This window comes from Catenulispora sp. MAP12-49 (assembly GCF_041262705.1).
Taxonomy (GTDB): Bacteria; Actinomycetota; Actinomycetes; order Streptomycetales; family Catenulisporaceae; genus Catenulispora.
Genome location: NZ_JBGCCP010000001.1, coordinates 595,150 through 610,442, shown reverse-complemented (window position 1 = coordinate 610,442; position 15,293 = coordinate 595,150). Strand labels below are relative to the sequence as shown.

At 69.0% G+C, this 15,293-nt stretch carries 13 protein-coding genes; 8 read left to right on the top strand and 5 right to left on the bottom strand.

From position 1 onward, the window contains the following. Nucleotides 1–2: 2 nt before the first annotated feature. Nucleotides 3–821 (top strand): integrase, encoded by an 819-nt coding sequence (locus tag ABIA35_RS02755; protein WP_370356384.1) that lies wholly within the window; start codon nt 3–5, stop codon nt 819–821. Here ABIA35_RS02755 and ABIA35_RS02750 read toward each other — a convergent pair. Then, nucleotides 807–1,208, bottom strand: a complete 402-nt coding sequence (locus tag ABIA35_RS02750; RefSeq protein ID WP_370356382.1) for a type II toxin-antitoxin system VapC family toxin — start codon at nt 1,206–1,208, stop codon at nt 807–809. The genes ABIA35_RS02755 and ABIA35_RS02750 overlap by 15 nt on opposite strands. A gap of 457 nt (nt 1,209–1,665) precedes the next feature. Here ABIA35_RS02750 and ABIA35_RS02745 point away from each other — a divergent pair, with 457 nt between their 5' ends. Together ABIA35_RS02745 and ABIA35_RS02740 are read left to right on the top strand one after the other, a co-directional pair. Next, nucleotides 1,666–2,235 (top strand): hypothetical protein, encoded by a 570-nt coding sequence (locus ABIA35_RS02745; RefSeq protein ID WP_370356381.1) that lies wholly within the window; start codon nt 1,666–1,668, stop codon nt 2,233–2,235. Nucleotides 2,236–3,252: 1,017 nt separating this feature from the next. Next, on the top strand, nt 3,253–3,801 hold the full coding sequence (locus tag ABIA35_RS02740; protein ID WP_370340983.1) for an N-acetyltransferase family protein: 549 nt from the start codon (nt 3,253–3,255) through the stop codon (nt 3,799–3,801). A gap of 60 nt (nt 3,802–3,861) precedes the next feature. Here the strand turns inward: ABIA35_RS02740 and ABIA35_RS02735 are convergent, their stop codons facing one another. The 3 genes from ABIA35_RS02735 to ABIA35_RS02725 form a co-directional block, all read right to left on the bottom strand. Further along, nucleotides 3,862–4,359 (bottom strand): FBP domain-containing protein, encoded by a 498-nt coding sequence (locus tag ABIA35_RS02735; protein ID WP_370340982.1) that lies wholly within the window; start codon nt 4,357–4,359, stop codon nt 3,862–3,864. A 138-nt stretch (nt 4,360–4,497) separates the two neighbouring features. Beyond that, the gene (locus ABIA35_RS02730) at nt 4,498–6,018 is read right to left on the bottom strand and encodes a hypothetical protein (protein ID WP_370340981.1); all 1,521 of its coding nucleotides are present in this window, start codon (nt 6,016–6,018) and stop codon (nt 4,498–4,500) included. Nucleotides 6,019–6,044: 26 nt separating this feature from the next. Next, nucleotides 6,045–6,626: a SigE family RNA polymerase sigma factor gene (locus ABIA35_RS02725; protein ID WP_370340980.1), complete on the bottom strand. Its 582-nt coding sequence runs from the start codon at nt 6,624–6,626 to the stop codon at nt 6,045–6,047. A gap of 187 nt (nt 6,627–6,813) precedes the next feature. Here ABIA35_RS02725 and ABIA35_RS02720 point away from each other — a divergent pair, with 187 nt between their 5' ends. The 3 genes from ABIA35_RS02720 to ABIA35_RS02710 are packed head-to-tail and all read left to right on the top strand — an operon-like array spanning nt 6,814 to nt 8,756. Then, on the top strand, nt 6,814–7,110 hold the full coding sequence (locus ABIA35_RS02720; protein WP_370340979.1) for a type II toxin-antitoxin system VapB family antitoxin: 297 nt from the start codon (nt 6,814–6,816) through the stop codon (nt 7,108–7,110). Continuing rightward, nucleotides 7,107–7,403 carry a hypothetical protein gene (locus ABIA35_RS02715; protein WP_370340978.1) on the top strand — a complete coding sequence of 99 codons (297 nt, stop codon included), beginning with the start codon at nt 7,107–7,109 and terminating at the stop codon, nt 7,401–7,403. Before ABIA35_RS02720 ends, ABIA35_RS02715 begins: the two co-directional genes overlap by 4 nt. A 48-nt stretch (nt 7,404–7,451) precedes the next feature. Next, the gene (locus ABIA35_RS02710) at nt 7,452–8,756 is read left to right on the top strand and encodes an MFS transporter (protein ID WP_370356379.1); all 1,305 of its coding nucleotides are present in this window, start codon (nt 7,452–7,454) and stop codon (nt 8,754–8,756) included. On the opposite strand, the gene ABIA35_RS02705 is transcribed toward ABIA35_RS02710, so the two are convergent. Next, the gene (locus ABIA35_RS02705; RefSeq protein WP_370340976.1) at nt 8,687–10,162 is read right to left on the bottom strand and encodes a CCA tRNA nucleotidyltransferase; all 1,476 of its coding nucleotides are present in this window, start codon (nt 10,160–10,162) and stop codon (nt 8,687–8,689) included. The genes ABIA35_RS02710 and ABIA35_RS02705 overlap by 70 nt on opposite strands. 56 nt (nt 10,163–10,218) lie before the next feature. On the opposite strand from ABIA35_RS02705, the gene ABIA35_RS02700 reads away from it, so the two are divergent. Both ABIA35_RS02700 and murJ read left to right on the top strand, forming a co-directional pair. Continuing rightward, nucleotides 10,219–12,357, top strand: a complete 2,139-nt coding sequence (locus ABIA35_RS02700) for a hypothetical protein (protein WP_370356377.1) — start codon at nt 10,219–10,221, stop codon at nt 12,355–12,357. Between the two features lie 54 nt (nt 12,358–12,411). Next, entirely contained in the window at nt 12,412–15,210 is a 2,799-nt protein-coding gene (gene murJ / locus ABIA35_RS02695; RefSeq protein WP_370356375.1) for a murein biosynthesis integral membrane protein MurJ, read from the top strand. Nucleotides 15,211–15,293: the final 83 nt, after the last annotated feature.

The following is a 15,293-nucleotide window of genomic DNA, read 5'->3' as shown; positions in this document are numbered from 1 at the left end:
TCATGTTCTCTCTCGCGACCGACGCAGCCCCTGGCCGCCCGAACGAAGACTTCGCCATTGTCACTCCCCACCTCGCCGTCGTCGTCGACGGCGCCGGCGTCCCACTCCGCGGGTGTCGTCACGGAGTCGCCTGGTATGCCCAGCAGCTTGCAACGCAGACCGTTGCGGCGCTCGCTGGCTCGCCCAGTCGGCCGCTGACCGAAGGTCTCGCCCAGGGGATTCGTGGCGTTGCCGAGCTACACAAGGACACCTGCGACCTCACTGATCCGAGCACGCCGTGCGCTGCCATCGGGATCCTTCGCGTCGGGACTGACTTCGTCGACACGCTCGCGTTGTCGGACTGCGCCGTCGTGGTCGAAACGGCCGAGGGGCCCAAGATCACATGCGACCTTGCGATTGAGCAGCACTCCGCGCCGGAGCCCGTCGCCCTAGCCGGGCTCCAGTTCGACACTCCCGAGCACCGGGCTGCTCTCGCTCGGCTGGTCGAGTCGCAGACCAGGACACGGAATCGCGAAGACGGATGGTGGGTCGCTGCGAGTGATCCAGATGCTGCATACCAGGCGATGACGAGTTCATATCCCACCTCGACGGTGCGCCGGATGGCAGCCTTCTCCGACGGTGCGACCCGCCCGGTTGATCAAATGAGCCTCTACGAATGGCCGGCCTACCTAGACCTGCTCGACAAGCTCGGGCCCGCAGATCTCATCGCCTTGGTCCGGCGGATTGAGTCAGAGGACCCTGCCGGCGCGCGCTTCCCTCGCACCAAGCGGCATGACGACGCGACGGTGGTGCAGTACGTCGCAAGCTCACGCAACAAGTAGCCGCAGACCGTGCCGCTCGGCGAAGTAGGTGTAGTCCTTGACGTTGAGCGTCGCAAGCGGCAAGTCGTAGGTAAGACACGCCGCGGCGATCCAACTGTCGTTCGTCGGCTGCGGCCGGCCATCCCTGATGGCCTGGGCAGAGATCTCGCCCCACACGGTCGCCACGTCCATATCCCCGTGGATGAGCGGCCGGTCAGTGAGCCAGTCGCGCAGCTTCACCTGTCGCTGCGTGCCCCACAGGCGTAGCCGAACCCACTGGGTCAGCTCGCCGTAGGTGATGAACGTGATGCACAGCTCGTGGCCTGCCAACTGGGCGGCGACGGGGCCTGGCAACTTGTCCTTGATGATGAACGACGACACGTCAGTGTCCAGGACGATGGCGGCCACGGAACGACTAGCCCTCGATGCTGAGTTTGCGCTGCGAGCGGTAGAAGGCGATGAAGTCCTCGACCTCCGCGTCGGACTCGAAGGCGCCGTCGACCGCCAGCTCGTGGATGTCCCTCACGGGGGCCGCATGCTTTGCGCGGAGGACGTCGTCGATTGAGCGACGCTTGTAGTGCGGGAACGGATGGGCTCCAGTCGTCTCAGCCGTCATCCTGTGCCTCCTGCTCCGGGCGTAGTCGCTTCACTACCAGCGTACGTGCCGCGACCCGCTCCCGTCGCGTCTTCACCGCTCCCGACCGCCGGATCTGCGTGGCCTGGATGTCCAGTCGCGTGTTTTTCCCGACGCCGGGAAAAACCCTGGAGCGTTACCAGCTCGGCCGATGGACGGTCGAACGAGCTTCCTAACGCAAGGTGTCCGAAAGGGCACGGGTTGTCAGAGCCTTCTGGGACTCTCGGCGCCATGAGCTATGCAGCTGGGGCGGAGGTCCCCCAAGAAGTCGTGCCCGTTCGAGTTCGGATCGGCATCCAGGAGCAGCCGACGCATCTGCGCACTGCTGCACAGATGGTGGCGTCAGGTCTTCGGCTCCTACCTGGGCAGACGCCCGCCGGCTGGCTTGAACGTGAGATGGAAGGCGACATCTGGACGACAGCGCTGTATGACGTCTCGGCCGCGCAACTCGAACCTGTACCAGTGCCGACGGCCCAGTCAGAGATCCCAGACACGGCACCGCCAGCCAACGAAGCCTCAGTCGAGATGTGTGCCGTGAGCTGGAGCAAGCGGATGCAGCGGTGGAGCGACGGCGTGGAGTACGACAAGCCCAGCAAGCGCCACATCACCTTGAACGGTGAGGTCACTCACTGCGGCACGGCTATCCCGGACGACGCGACGTTCAAGCCGGTCACGCTGGAGCGCTGGCCCATGTACACGGATTGCTACAACTGTGCCTACCGTCTGTGGCCGGACTATGGCCCAGCTGACTACATCCGCCCCAAGAACAGCGCCGACTTCCCTCCGCGGCGTATCTGTTAGTCGCAACGGCAGCAGACGGCGAGAAATCGGGCCGGGTTCATCGAGACAGGTCAAGCGATCCCACCAACGGTCACACGCAGGGGTGGCAATGTGTATGCCCGCTTGACTGGCAGCGCCGCCCTGTTGGGCGCCGGCCAGAAGAGGCGTGCCGGCGGTCGCAGACGCTCAGCGCACAACGTGGGACCGCAGAGACGCCAGCACGGTTCGACACGCCACGGATCCGGCGCCAGCCGGCGTCTCCTAAACCGAGCAGCAGCGCCGACCACTGAGGGTGTGGCCTGTCGTGACCATCGGTGATTTGGGACTTCAACTGGCCGACGATCAGCCGCTGAACTTCTTGGCGGAACCGGCTGGCGCCTTGACTGTGGTTGCAGTTCAGCACGGTTCGCCTGGTGACCGGGGCTGCGCAGCATGTGCCAAGATCCAAACTGCACCCGAACGGTTTCCCGATGCCTGGAAATTGCCTCTGATTCCAGGGGTGCAAATGTGTATGCCCGCTTGACTGGCAGCGCCGCCCTGTTGGGCGCCGGCCAGAAGAGGCGTGCCGGCGGTCGCAGACGCTCAGCGCACAACGTGGGACCGCAGAGACGCCAGCACGGTTCGACACGCCACGGATCCGGCGCCGGCCGGCGTCTCCTAAACTGAGCAGCAGCGCCAACTACTGAGGGTGTGGCCTGCCGTGACCATCGGTGATTTGGGACTTCAACCGGCCGACGATGAGCCGCTTGGCGTCGTGGCGGAATCGGTCGGCGCCGTCGCCGTAGTTGCAGTTCCAGTTGCAGTTCAGCATGGTTCGCCTGGTGGCTAAGGCTGCCCGAGACGTGATCGACTGACCCCCGCGCAGGTCACGCAGCATGTGCCAAGATCCGAACTGCGCCCGAACGGCTTGGAAAGCGTGTTGGGGGCAACCCCTCACGAGTTCAAATCTCGTATCCTCCGCTTTCGCCCAGCTCGGGCGCACAAAGGCCCGGACCCCAGGTCCGGGCCTTTGTCGTTTCCCCGATCCGAGGAGCGGCCGTGTCGGAAGCGGTGTCACCGTTCGCGGAGTACCTGCCCGCGCCGGCGGATCGGCGGGCCTCGGTGGCCGTCACGCTGGCCCGGGCCTCGGAGGAAGACGTCGGCGAACTCGCCGCGTTGCAGGTCGGGGCGCGTGGCGGCACGGTCGCGGACTGGGCCGGCCGGATCGGGACGACGCTGCGGGGCGAGCGGAACGTGGTCGTGGCCGCGCGGGTCGGCGGGGAGATCGCCGGGTACGGGAATGTGATTCATCTCGCACCGCATCCCGACGACGGGGCCCCCGGCGGCTACTACTTGATGGGTGTGTCGGTCGCTCCGCGATGGCGGCGGCGCGGGATCGGGGACGCGCTGACCCGGTGGCGGATGGCCTGGGTTGGTGAGCGTCAGGGCGCGCCGGAGGTCTGGTGCTTCGTGTCGGCGGCCAATCCCGCCTCGGTCGACCTGCACCTGGCGCTGGGTTTCGTGGAGGTGCGGCGGGCGCCGGCGCTGCAAGGGGTGTCCTTCGACTACGGCGAGGGCGTGTTGTTGCGGACGGAGCGCGGGCGCTGAGCGCACTTCAGACCGCACTTCACACTTTCGAGTGACACAGGTGCCTTACATCGCGATGCCCTATACGCCGAGCCGCACGAGGAACTCCTCCAGCTTCCCGGTCATGCGCCCCAGTTGCTCCCCGACGTTGAGCGTCTCCTCCATACGGTCGCCCGCAGCCCCGGGCGACTTCGTGCCGCGGATATAGAGCGAGCACGCGAGGTCCGAACACAGGTAGAGCCCCACGGAGTTGCCCTGGCGGCCGGCGTCCCCGGCCTTGCGGCCGGTCATGAGCGACACGCCGCCGCCGGGATGGGTGGTCAGGCACAGCGAGCACAGGTTGCGGCGCAGGAAGCCCTTGCGGGCCGTGGCGCTTCGGAGCATGACCCCGGTCAGCCCGTCCCCGCGCGGGGTCACCAGGTAGGCGCGGTCCTGCGCGCCGAGGTCGCGCCAGCCGAGGAAGTCGAGGTCCGGCCACGGGGTCCCGGCCAGGTCGCGGGGCATCGGGATGCGCTTGGCCTCGCCCTGGGAGCAGTTGGCGAAGCTGGCTCGGATGGCGTCTTCGGTGACCGGGTGCATGGGTTCGAGCTGACCATGCCGGGCCCGGAAACGGCAAAGCGGATTCACCGGCGTCTCACGACGCGACAGTGCCCGGACCGTGGAAGGCCCGGGCACTGTGGATATGACTGTGGATATGCGGCGACGAACGCGAAGAACCTAGTCGAGGGTCTTCAGGAGCGCGTTCGTCGTGGTGATGGCGGTCGCCAACTGCCCGCTCTGGACCACCGCGAGGAACTGGTCCGCACTCACCTGGACCGGCGCGTACGGCCCGTTGTTCACCGAGTAGGTGTTCCCGGGGTCGGGTTCGGACTTGCCGGGCAGGCCGGTCTGCTCCGCGGACGTCGCCAGCGTCATGGAGGCCACCGGCTTGCTGGTGTCGTCGGGGAAGAGCCAGTACTGGTAGCCGGACGGCGTCTGGTCCAGGATCGTCCCCTTGCTGTCCATCGGCTTCTCGGCCCAGACCAGCAGCGTCCCGCCGGGGACCGTCCGCTTCGTGCACGTGACGTTCGGCGGGCACCACCCCAGCGACTGCTGCCGGTTCTGCGCGGTCTGGGGGTCCACCGACCACGTCAGCTGGTTCTTGCCGGTCGGCCCGGTGACCATCAGCTGGGCCTGCGTCATTCCCATGTCGACGCTGGCCTTCACCCCGGTCGGAAGGGCGGCCTGCGCCGCGCCGACGATCTGCGCGTCGGTGCTCGCGATCCGGTTCCGCGTGTCCTTCGAGACCGCGGTCCGCGGATCGAGCAGGGACTCCAGCTTGTCCAGGCCCGGCCTGCCGAGCGTCGCGACGAGATCGTCCTGCGACATCAGCGGCCCCGACGGGTCCTCGCCCACCACGGTGCCGACGACGACGGGCGGCCATTGGCCGCCGGTCGCGAAGTCCGACGGCTCGTGGTCCGCGTACTGGACCTGCGCGGTGTGGGCGGACTCAGTGATGCTGAACGCGTACTTGGAGCGGTCCGTCGGGACGAAGACCATCGACAGTGTTCTGAACACGATGGTCTTGCCCGTGCCCGCCTTGACGGAGTCCACCGGGTAACCGGCCCCGTGCACGTAGTCCGTCGCCGTGGTGCTGTGGTCGTCGAAATAGACGGTCCCGCCCGCGACGCTCCTGCTCGTGCAGGTGCCGTCCGAGCACGTGGCCTGACGGACCGCGGTGTCGTCGGCCGGGGCCGTCCCGACCCACATCTGCACCTGGTTGGTCCCGGTGGGCCCGGTCAGCAAGCCGGTCGCCAGGCCTTCGTCGGGAAGCTCGGTCGGGGGCACCTTCCCGGCCGTGATCCCGCTCGGCAGCAACGGCTGCAGCAAGGCGGGCAGACGCTCCTTGATGTCCAGATTCTTGTCGACCCCGCCCGGCACCGGACCGAAGCCCAGCGGCCTGGTCGGGCTCGCCGAGGTCGAGGGCGAGGTCGCCGGGCTCGCCGGGTTCGGCGGCCCGTGCTTGGCCGGGCCCGCCCCGGCCACCAGGGCGAACGTCCCGAGCACGGCCACCACGCTGAGCGTGGCCCCGCCCGCGGCGGCCATCCGGTTCCGGTGCCGTGCGGCGTCCCCGCGGGCGATGGACCCGCTCGCGAGGTCGCGCAACGGCGGCTCGGACTCGGCGAAAGCCGTGCCGAGCAGACCGTGCACCGTGGCGTCAGTAACGTCAGTGGCGTGTTCGTTGTCTTCGATACTCATCGTCAGGTCTGCTTCCTCGCTCCTGCTCACGATCGGCCCGACGTCCCGGCGAACCCGGCCAGCGGCTCCCGCAACAACGTGAGGCCCCGGCTGGCCATGCTCTTCACCGCGCCCTGGGAGATGTCGAGGATCCCCGCGGTCTGCTCCACGCTCATGTCCTCCCAGTACCGGAGCACCACGACGGCGCGGGTACGGGGCGGCAGTTGCTTGAGCGCTTCCATGACCGCGAGCCGTGTCTCGGTCGGCTCCGCCGGCGACGCCTTCTCAGGGAGGTACTCCAGGGGCACCACGTCCAGGCGCCTCTTCCTGGAGTCCAGGAAGCACCGGTAGACCACCTGCCGCGCATAGGCACCGGGGTTGTCCGCGGCGCGGACCCGGTTCCAGTGCCGGTAGATGCGGTCGAAGGCCATCTGGACGAGGTCCTCTGCGAAGTGCCAGTCACCGCAGAGCAGGTACGCCGACCGCCGCAGATGGCCCTGGCTGGCCACCGCGAACTCGCGGAACTCCTCCCGCGTGTCCGGGTGTTCCGCACGGTTTCGGGGATCAAATTTGCGACGCGTAGCGTCTCCATAACGGGTGGCAGTGGGTGACGGGTGGGGGGATCTCACGTCAGTCTGGACTCACGTGATCTCGGAACAGGTTCGTAGGACAGGACAAGATTTTCGCGTCGTGACCTCCGGACGATCGAGCACCGCAGGAACGGAGATCACAGTCCGGCCCCGTTCCGTCACGATTTTGTGTCCTCTTTGCCGATCGGTAGCCGCCTCCCCGAGCCGCTCCGGCTACCCTGGTGCCGTGATCTTCAAGCGCATCGGCGAAGGGCGGCCCTACCCCGACCACGGACGCTCCTTCAAGGAGTGGGCCGAGGTGGCCCCGCGCCAGATCCGCCTGGACCAGCTCATCACCACCAAGCGCCACCTGGACCTGGACGCCCTACTGTCCCAGGACTCCACCTTCTACGGCGACCTGTTCGCGCACGTCGTGCACTGGCACGGCGGCTACTACCTGGAGGACGGCCTGCACCGGGCCGTGCGCGCCGCGCTCCAACAGCGCACGGTGCTGCACGCGCGCGTGCTGGACCTCGGGGAATGAGGAGCCGCGCAGCGGCGCTGACCGGCGCGGTCGCGGTCGTCGCGGTCCTGGCCGCCGTGCTCTGGTACGCCAACCGCCCCGCACCGTCTCCGGCCCGGGCCGGAGACTGCATCACGGCCCCATCCGGCGGGAGCTTCAAGACCGTCGGCTGCACCGACGGCGGCGCGGCCTTCAAAGTGGCCGCGGTCCTGAGCACCGGCGACAGCAACGGATGCGACGCCTACCCCGCGGTCGTGATGTCCGTCGTGGACAAGAACCGCACCAAGACCCTCTGCCTCGACAGCCCCAAGTAGATCCCCGGCTACAGGCGCCCGAGCCGCCCGGCGCACTACGCTTCGAAGGTGAGTGATCTCCGGGAGTTGCTGAGGTCCGGGCTCTTCCGGCGCCTGTTCGCGACCCGCCTGATCGGCCAGTTCGGCGACGGCGTGTTCCAGGTGGCCCTGGCGGCCTTCGTCGTGTTCTCCCCGGAGAAGGAGGCCACGGCGGCCGAAGTGGCGAAGGCCTTCGCGCTGCTCCTGATCCCCTTCACGGTCATCGGACCGTTCGCCGGCGTGTTCCTGGACCGCTGGCGGCGCCGGCAGGTGCTGCTGTACGCCAACCTGCTGCGCGCGGTGCTCGTGCTGGTGGTGGCCGCCCAGGTCCTCGCCGGGCACAGCGGACCCCTCTTCTACGTCTCGGCGCTGGCGGTCCTCAGCGCCAACCGCTTCATCCTCGCGGGACTGTCCGCCGCTCTTCCACAGGCTGTGGACAACGAACGGCTCGTCGTCGCCAACGCGGTCTCGCCGACGGCCGGGACGCTCGCTGCGACCCTCGGCGGCACCGTGGGAGTCGTGGTTCGCGCTCTTGTCGGAGCCGGGGACAGCGCGAACGCGCTCATCCTCGTCGTCGCCGCCGTCCTCTATATGGCAGGCGGTGTGGTGGCCCGCACCATGCCCCGCGACTCCCTGGGCCCGGACGAGAACCCCGACACCTCCACCTGGAGCGAGCTGAAGGTCGTGGCGCGCGGGCTGAGGGAGGGGCTGGAGCATCTCAGGCGGCGCAAGCCCGCGGCCGCCGCCCTGGGCGCCATCACCGCCAACCGCTTCTGCTACGGCCTGACGACCATCATGGTCCTGCTGTTGTTCCGCAACACCTTCAACGCCCCGACCGACACCAACGCCGGACTGCGCGGCTTCGGCACCGCGGTCGCGGTCACCGGGGTCGGCTACTTCATCGCCGCCTTCGCCACGCCGGTGATCGTGCGCCGCCTGGCCTTCTCCACCTGGATCACCGTCTGCCTGATCGGCTCCGCGGTCGCCCTGGCCGCCTCGGCTGTCTGGTGGCGCGTGGTCCCGCTGCTGATCGGCGCGCTGGTCCTGGGATTCCTGGCGCAGGGACAGAAGATCTGTACCGACACCACAGTGCAGCGCAATGTGGAGGACTCTTATAGAGGACGGGTTTTCTCGCTCTACGACATGCTCTTCAACGGAGCGTTCGTCGCGGCGGCCGCTGTGGCCGCCGCGACGCTCCCGCCGTCGGGGAAGTCGACGGCGCTGCTATACGCGACCGTCGCTGTGTACCTACTGGCGGGAATCGCTTATGCCTGGTTCAGCTCGGCTTCGCGCTCGGCCCACCAGGACCGCAGCTCCGTGACCGCCGTGTCGTGATCCAGCGGGCCGCGGTCCATGCGCAGCTCCAGCAGGTGCTTGTACGCGGCCCCGACCTCCGGTCCCGGCTTGATCCCGAGGATCTGCATGATCTCGTTGCCGTCCAGGTCCGGACGGATCGAGTCGAGTTCCTCCTGCTCGCGCAGCTCGGCGATGCGGCGTTCCAGATCGTCGTAGGCGTGCTCCAGCATCAGGGCGCGGCGGCGGTTGCGGGTCGTGCAGTCCGAGCGCGTCAGCTTGTGCAGGCGCTCCAGAAGCGGTCCCGCGTCGCGCACGTATCGGCGCACCGCGCTGTCCGTCCACTCCGCCTCGCCGTAGCCGTGGAACCGCAGATGCAGCTCCACCAGCCGCGAGGTGTCGTCGATGATCTCCTTGCTGTACTTCAGTTTCCGCAGCCGCGAGGACGTCATGTGCGCGCCCACGACCTCGTGGTGGTGGAACGACACACCGCCGCCGGGCTCGAAGCGGCGAGTCTTCGGCTTGCCGATGTCGTGCAGCAGCGCGGCCAGCCGCAGGATCAGGTCCGGGCCGTCCGTCTCCAGGGCGATGGCCTGCTCCAGCACCGTCAGGGTGTGCTCGTAGACGTCCTTGTGCCGGTGGTGCTCGTCGACCTCCAGGCGCAGTTTGGGCAGTTCCGGCAGCACGAACTCGGCCAGGCCGGTGTCCACCAGCAGCGTCAGGCCGGCCCGCGGATCCGGGGCGAGCAGCAGCTTGGAGAGCTCGACCTGCACCCGCTCGGCGCTGACGATGGTCAGCCGCTCGGCCATCGCGGTCATCGCCGTGCGCACCTCGGGCGCGACGTCGAAACCGAGCTGCGCGGCGAACCGGGCCGCGCGCATCATCCGCAGCGGGTCGTCGGAGAAGGACATCTCCGGCGTTCCCGGGGTGCGCAGGACGCCGGCGTCGAGGTCGGCCAGGCCGCCGTAGGGGTCGACGAACTCGAAGTCCTCGGCGTCGGCGGTCAGCCGCACGGCCATCGCGTTCACCGTGAAGTCGCGGCGGAACAGGTCGTCCTGGATCGAGTCGCCGTAGGCCACCTCGGGCTTGCGCGACTCGCGGTCGTAGGCCTCGGAGCGGAAGGTGGTGATCTCCAGCTTCGCACCGTCCTTCTGCGCGCCGACCGTGCCGAAGGCGATGCCGACGTCCCACACCGCCTCGGCCCAGCCCTGCACCAGCCGCAGCACCTGCTCGGGCCGGGCGTCGGTGGTGAAGTCCAGATCGTCGCTGTGCCGGCCCAGCAGCGCGTCCCGGACCGGACCGCCGACCAGAGCCAGGCTGTGACCTGCGGCGGCGAACCGGCCGGCGAGCTGGCCGAGCACGGGCACGACTCGTAGCAGTTCTGTTACCGCCGCCCGCTGTGCCTGGTCAAGCTGCGGTTCCGGCTGTCGCTGCTGGTCGGTGTGCATGGTGTCCGAGTTTACGTGTCGAGGTGCGGTGGCCGGGCCGGACTACGATTCGTCAGGTGACCAGCCGAGTCCTGCGCGCTCTCTCCGCCTTCGCGCTGTTCGTGGGCGCCGTAAGCCTGCTGCCCGGCAACGCCCAAGCCGCGGCGGCGCGCTCGGACGCCCAGCCGGTGGAGGTCGGGATCGGCCAGGTCTCGCCGCAGATTCCGAATTTCGCCGACACCAAGAAGACCATGACGTTCTCCGGTGTAGTGAAGAACACCGGCTCGACCACCCTGAAGAACCTCACTGTGCGGGTCCAGCGAAGCATGGTGAGCAGCCGCTCGGCGATGGGTTCGGCCGAGGGCCGGGGCTTCGACCTGGACCTGAGCAAGAAACTCCCCGACCGGCTGGCTCCCAACGCCTCCGCGACCTGGACGCTGACCCCGACGGAGTTGCAGCTGTTCGGCTCCCGCACTCCTTTCCCCGGCGTCTACGCCTTCGACTTCGACGTGACGGACGACAACGGCGACTTCCTCGGCGGCTACCGCACCTTCCTGGTGTGGAAACCGAAGGACATGTCGGGCGCCCAGCAGGCCCGCGTGGCGCTGATGTGGCCGGTCGTGGGCCAGCCCGGGATCACCGGGCAGAAGATGCCGAACTCCTCCGAGGCGCCGATCCTGGCCGACCAGTCGACGGCCCAGCAGTACGCGCCGGGCGGGCGCCTGAGCAAGATCATGCAGGCCGGCACGGGCATGCCGGTCAACTGGCTGGTCGACCCCGACGTGCTCTCCACCGCGAACCAGTTGGTCAACGGCTACTTCGCCCCGGATCCCAAGAGCAACAACAAGCTGACCGGCTACTCCGGCAACGATCCGGGGAGTTTCGCCAACCAGGCCTCCGCCATCCTCACGTCGGCGCAGGCGCAGAACTGCTGGAGCCTGCTGTACGGCGACCCGGATGTGAACACCTTGTCCCGCACCCCGACCGGCCGGAGCCTGCTGACCTCTGCCGCGGGCCTGCAGGCGCCGGCCACCGGCGGCTGCCGCCCCGGCAACCCGACGGTCGCCTGGCCCTCCGACGGCCAGGCCGACGCGACCACGCTGTCCGCCCTGGCCGGCGCCAAGGTGCCGAACCTGGTCACGCTGGTCGGCTCGAACCAGGTCTCCACCTGGCCCTCGGCCCACGCCTCGCTGCCGAACAGCCCGAACACGGTCGTTTACGACAACTACCTGTCGAACATCTTCACCGACCCCTCCAAGCCCGCCGCGCCCTCGCTGAGCAACCCCGGGGTCCTGGCCGGACAGCAGTGGCTCGCGCAGACCGCGCTGGCGGCCACCGAGGGCTCGCACGTCCTGGTGGTGACGCCGCCGCGGGACTTCGACCCGCCGCAGGAACTGCTCGACGCGATCAAGGCCGTCAACGCCGTACCCAACACCGACCAGTGGTTCGCCCTGGACTCGCTGAGCCAGGTCGTCGACAACACCCCGGCCACGCCGGAGAAGGCTTCGACGCTGACCCGGATCAGCACCGCGAACCAGACGGACGCCGCCGTGAACTCGGCCTCGGACAGCCAGCAGCTCTACCACGCGCTGCACTCCGTCATCGCGGACCAGCAGTACGACACCTCGGTCCCGTTCCGGCCGATAGCGACCTGGTGGCGCAACCACGGCGGCGGCGCGGCCTACGGCAAGACGGTCTACGACACGGTGGTCACCGACCACGGCCTGGTGTCCTTCGGCACACAGACGCCGCCGTTGACCATGTCCGGCAAGAGCGGGACCGTCCCGGTCACCATCAAGAACGACACCGACGCGCCGATCACGATCTACCTGCGCGCGCAGGACACCGGCGCGCACACCATGGAGCTCAAGGTCTCCGCGGATCAGGGGCCGCACAGCATCAACAAGGGCCAGTCGGCCACTATCCGTATCCCGGTGCAGGCACTGGGTAACGGACAGCCGGTCACTCTTAAGGCGACGCTGTACACCTGCAAGGATCTCAACGAGAACTGCACGTATTATCCGGCGAACCTGTCCACGCCGTTGAAGGGTGACAGCAGCGTCACGTTCGTCACGGTGAAGGTCAGCCGCATCGGGATCATCGCCCTGGGTCTGATGATCGGCTCGGGTTTCCTGCTGGTCCTGCTGATCGGTTTGCGCGTCTACCGCGCCAAGCGCACCCATCACGCCCCCGCACAGGACACAATGGCAAGCTGAAACACCGACAATGATCGGACGACGGACACCACGGACGCGGGGAGCGCTGGAGAGATGACGAGCGACGGCAGTGGTCTGTGGCACCCGGATCCGCCGCGCGACGACGACGACCAGCGGCCCCGGCGCGCTCCCCAGGCCGGTCCGGGCGGACCGCAGGGCAGTGATCCTCGTCACTCCCAGGGTCCCGGGCCCGCGCCTCAGCAGCCGTGGACGCCGCAGTCGGAGCCGCGGTTCGACCCGCAGACCGGCCGTCCGCTGCACCCGGACCCCCGGGCCGCCCAGGGCCGTCCCCAGGGTCCGGCTGGTCCGGCCGGTCCGGCGCCGCAGCCGAACCAGGCGAACCAGCCGCGCCCCGACCAGGGCCGCCCCGGTCCGGGCCGTCCCGGAACCCCCGGCAACGCCGAGCACCCGGGCTACCGCGAGCAGTACGCCGGCCCGCAGGACCCTCGCGGCGGCCGGGATCCGTACGCCGGCGACCCGCGCCAGGGCGGCCAGAACCCGCCGCGCGGCGGTGACCAGTACCCGAACTCCGGCGCGCCCTCGCGCGGACAGCGGCCCGACCCGCGCGGCCCGCAGCAGTACGCCGGGCCCCCGGCCGGCCGGCAGGCCGATCCGCGGCAGCCTGATGCCCGGCAGCCCGATCCGCGGCAGGCCGATCCGCGCCAGGCTCCCGGCCACCCGGACCAGTTCGCCGGCACCCCCGCGCACGGTGCTCCCTCCCACGGCGCCCCCTCGCACGGCGCCGACCCGCGCCGGGCCCAGGCCGACTCCTGGCAGCCGAGCCCGCCGAACCCGGGTACCGATTCGGGCCACGGCGGCAGCCACGGCCGCCGGCCCACCGACGACAGCCGCGCCCTGTTCCGCGACGAGGTGCCGGGCCGCGGCGGCGACCAGCAGCCGCCGTCCTGGCAGGCCGGGCCGCAGGAGCGCGAGCCCCAGGGCGCGGGCGCCGACGAGGACGACGCCGAGCGCGACTGGCGCGACGAGTACGAGGACGCGGTCAGCGCCACCCGCTGGGACCTCTCGCCGATCCCGACGATGACCGTCGCGCCCCGCCGCGCGAACCCCAGCAACCTCGAAGCCCTGATACCACCACGCAAGGGCCGGGTGCAGGGCCCGGCGACCCGCGGGCCCGGCGGCCCGGCCGGCACCGGGCCGGGCACCCGCGAGGGCGCCGCGTGGGAGCAGGGTGTCCGCGACCGCACCCAGACCGAGGTCCGCCCGCAGGCGCCGGCCGAGCCCAGCATCAGCCGCGCCTCGCGGCTGATGGCCCTGGGCACGCTGGCCTCCCGCCTGACCGGGCTGGTCCGGCAGTTCCTGCTGGTGGCCGCGATCGGCACCGCCGGTATCGCGAACTCCTACACCATCGGCCTGAACCTGCCGAACATGCTGTACATCCTGATCATCGGCGGCGCGCTGAACGCGGTGTTCGTGCCGCAGCTGGTGCGCTCGATGCACCGCGACCGCGACGGCGGCTCGGCGTACGCCAGCCGTCTGCTGACGCTGGTCCTGACCGGTGTGTTCGTCCTGACGATCGTCACCGAGCTGTTCACTCCGCAGCTGGTCGACCTGTTCTCCAGCTTCAAGGGCTCCAACCGGCAGCTGGCGATCGACCTGGGCCGCATGTTCATGCCGCAGATCTTCTTCCTGGGGCTGTTCGTGGTGCTCGGCCAGATCCTCAACGCCAAGGGCCGGTTCGGGCCGATGATGTGGACGCCGGTGCTGACCAACGTCGTGGTCATCGGCTCCACCGGCGCCTACTGGTACATCAACCGCAGCAGCGACCTGACCACCTCGACCATCCCGGCGGCCGACGTCCGGCTGCTGGGCCTGGGCGTCACGCTGGGCATCGCGGTGCAGGCGCTGACCCTGCTGCCGTACATCAAGTCCGCCGGCATGAACCTGACGCTGCGCTTCGACTGGCGCGGCCATGGCCTGGGCAAAGCGGTCACGCTGGCCAAGTGGACGCTGCTGTTCGTGCTGGTGAACCAGATCGGCCTGGCCGTGGTGATGCGCTACGCCTCCAACGTCAACAACGACGGCTTCGAGCACTGGGGCGTGGCGGCGTACAACAACGCCTACATGATCTGGGGCCTGCCGCAGGCCCTGATCACCGTCTCGGTGATCACCGCCCTGCTGCCCCGGATGAGCCGCGCCGCGGTGAAGAACGACCTGGCCTCGGTCCGCGACGACATCTCCTACGGTCTGCGGGTGACCGGCGTCGCGATCGTGCCGGCCGCCTTCGCGTTCCTGGTCCTGGGCCCGCAGATCGCCGTGGTGCTGTTCAAGCACGGCGGCATGTCCTTGGACAACGCGCACATCATCGGTTACATGCTGTCGGCGTTCGGCCTGGGCCTGATCCCGTTCTCGGCACAGTTCCTGATGCTGCGCGGCTTCTACGCCTTCGAGGACACCAAGAGCCCGTTCACCATCAACATCTGGATCTCGGCGGCCAACGTGGCGCTGAGCACGGCGGTGTTCTACGCCCTCAAGGGCGGCGGCGAGGAGCGCTGGGCGGTGGTCGCGATGTGCTCGGTCTACGGCATCGCCTACTGCCTGGGCCTGGCCATCACCGCCCAGAAGCTCAAGCGGCGGCTGCGCGGCCTGGACGGCAAGCGCATCATGCAGACCTACGTCAGGCTGATCGGGGCCTCCGCGGTCGCGGCCGGCGCGACGTTTATCGTCGCTTTATACGTGAACCGTATGGTCGGACAGAGTTGGCTGGGCTCCGCCGTGTCCCTCGCGGTCGGCGGTGGCATGCTCGCGACCCTGTTCGTGCTGTGCGCCCGCTTGATGCATGTGGAAGAAGTCGAGCAGCTGCTCGGCTCGGTGCGCGCGAAGTTGGGGAGGTAGCCGCCTGGCGATTACGCGGTGTCGACCGATCGAGACACGTTCTTGGATACAACCGCCCATGGTTCTGAACGGTCTGCACTGAT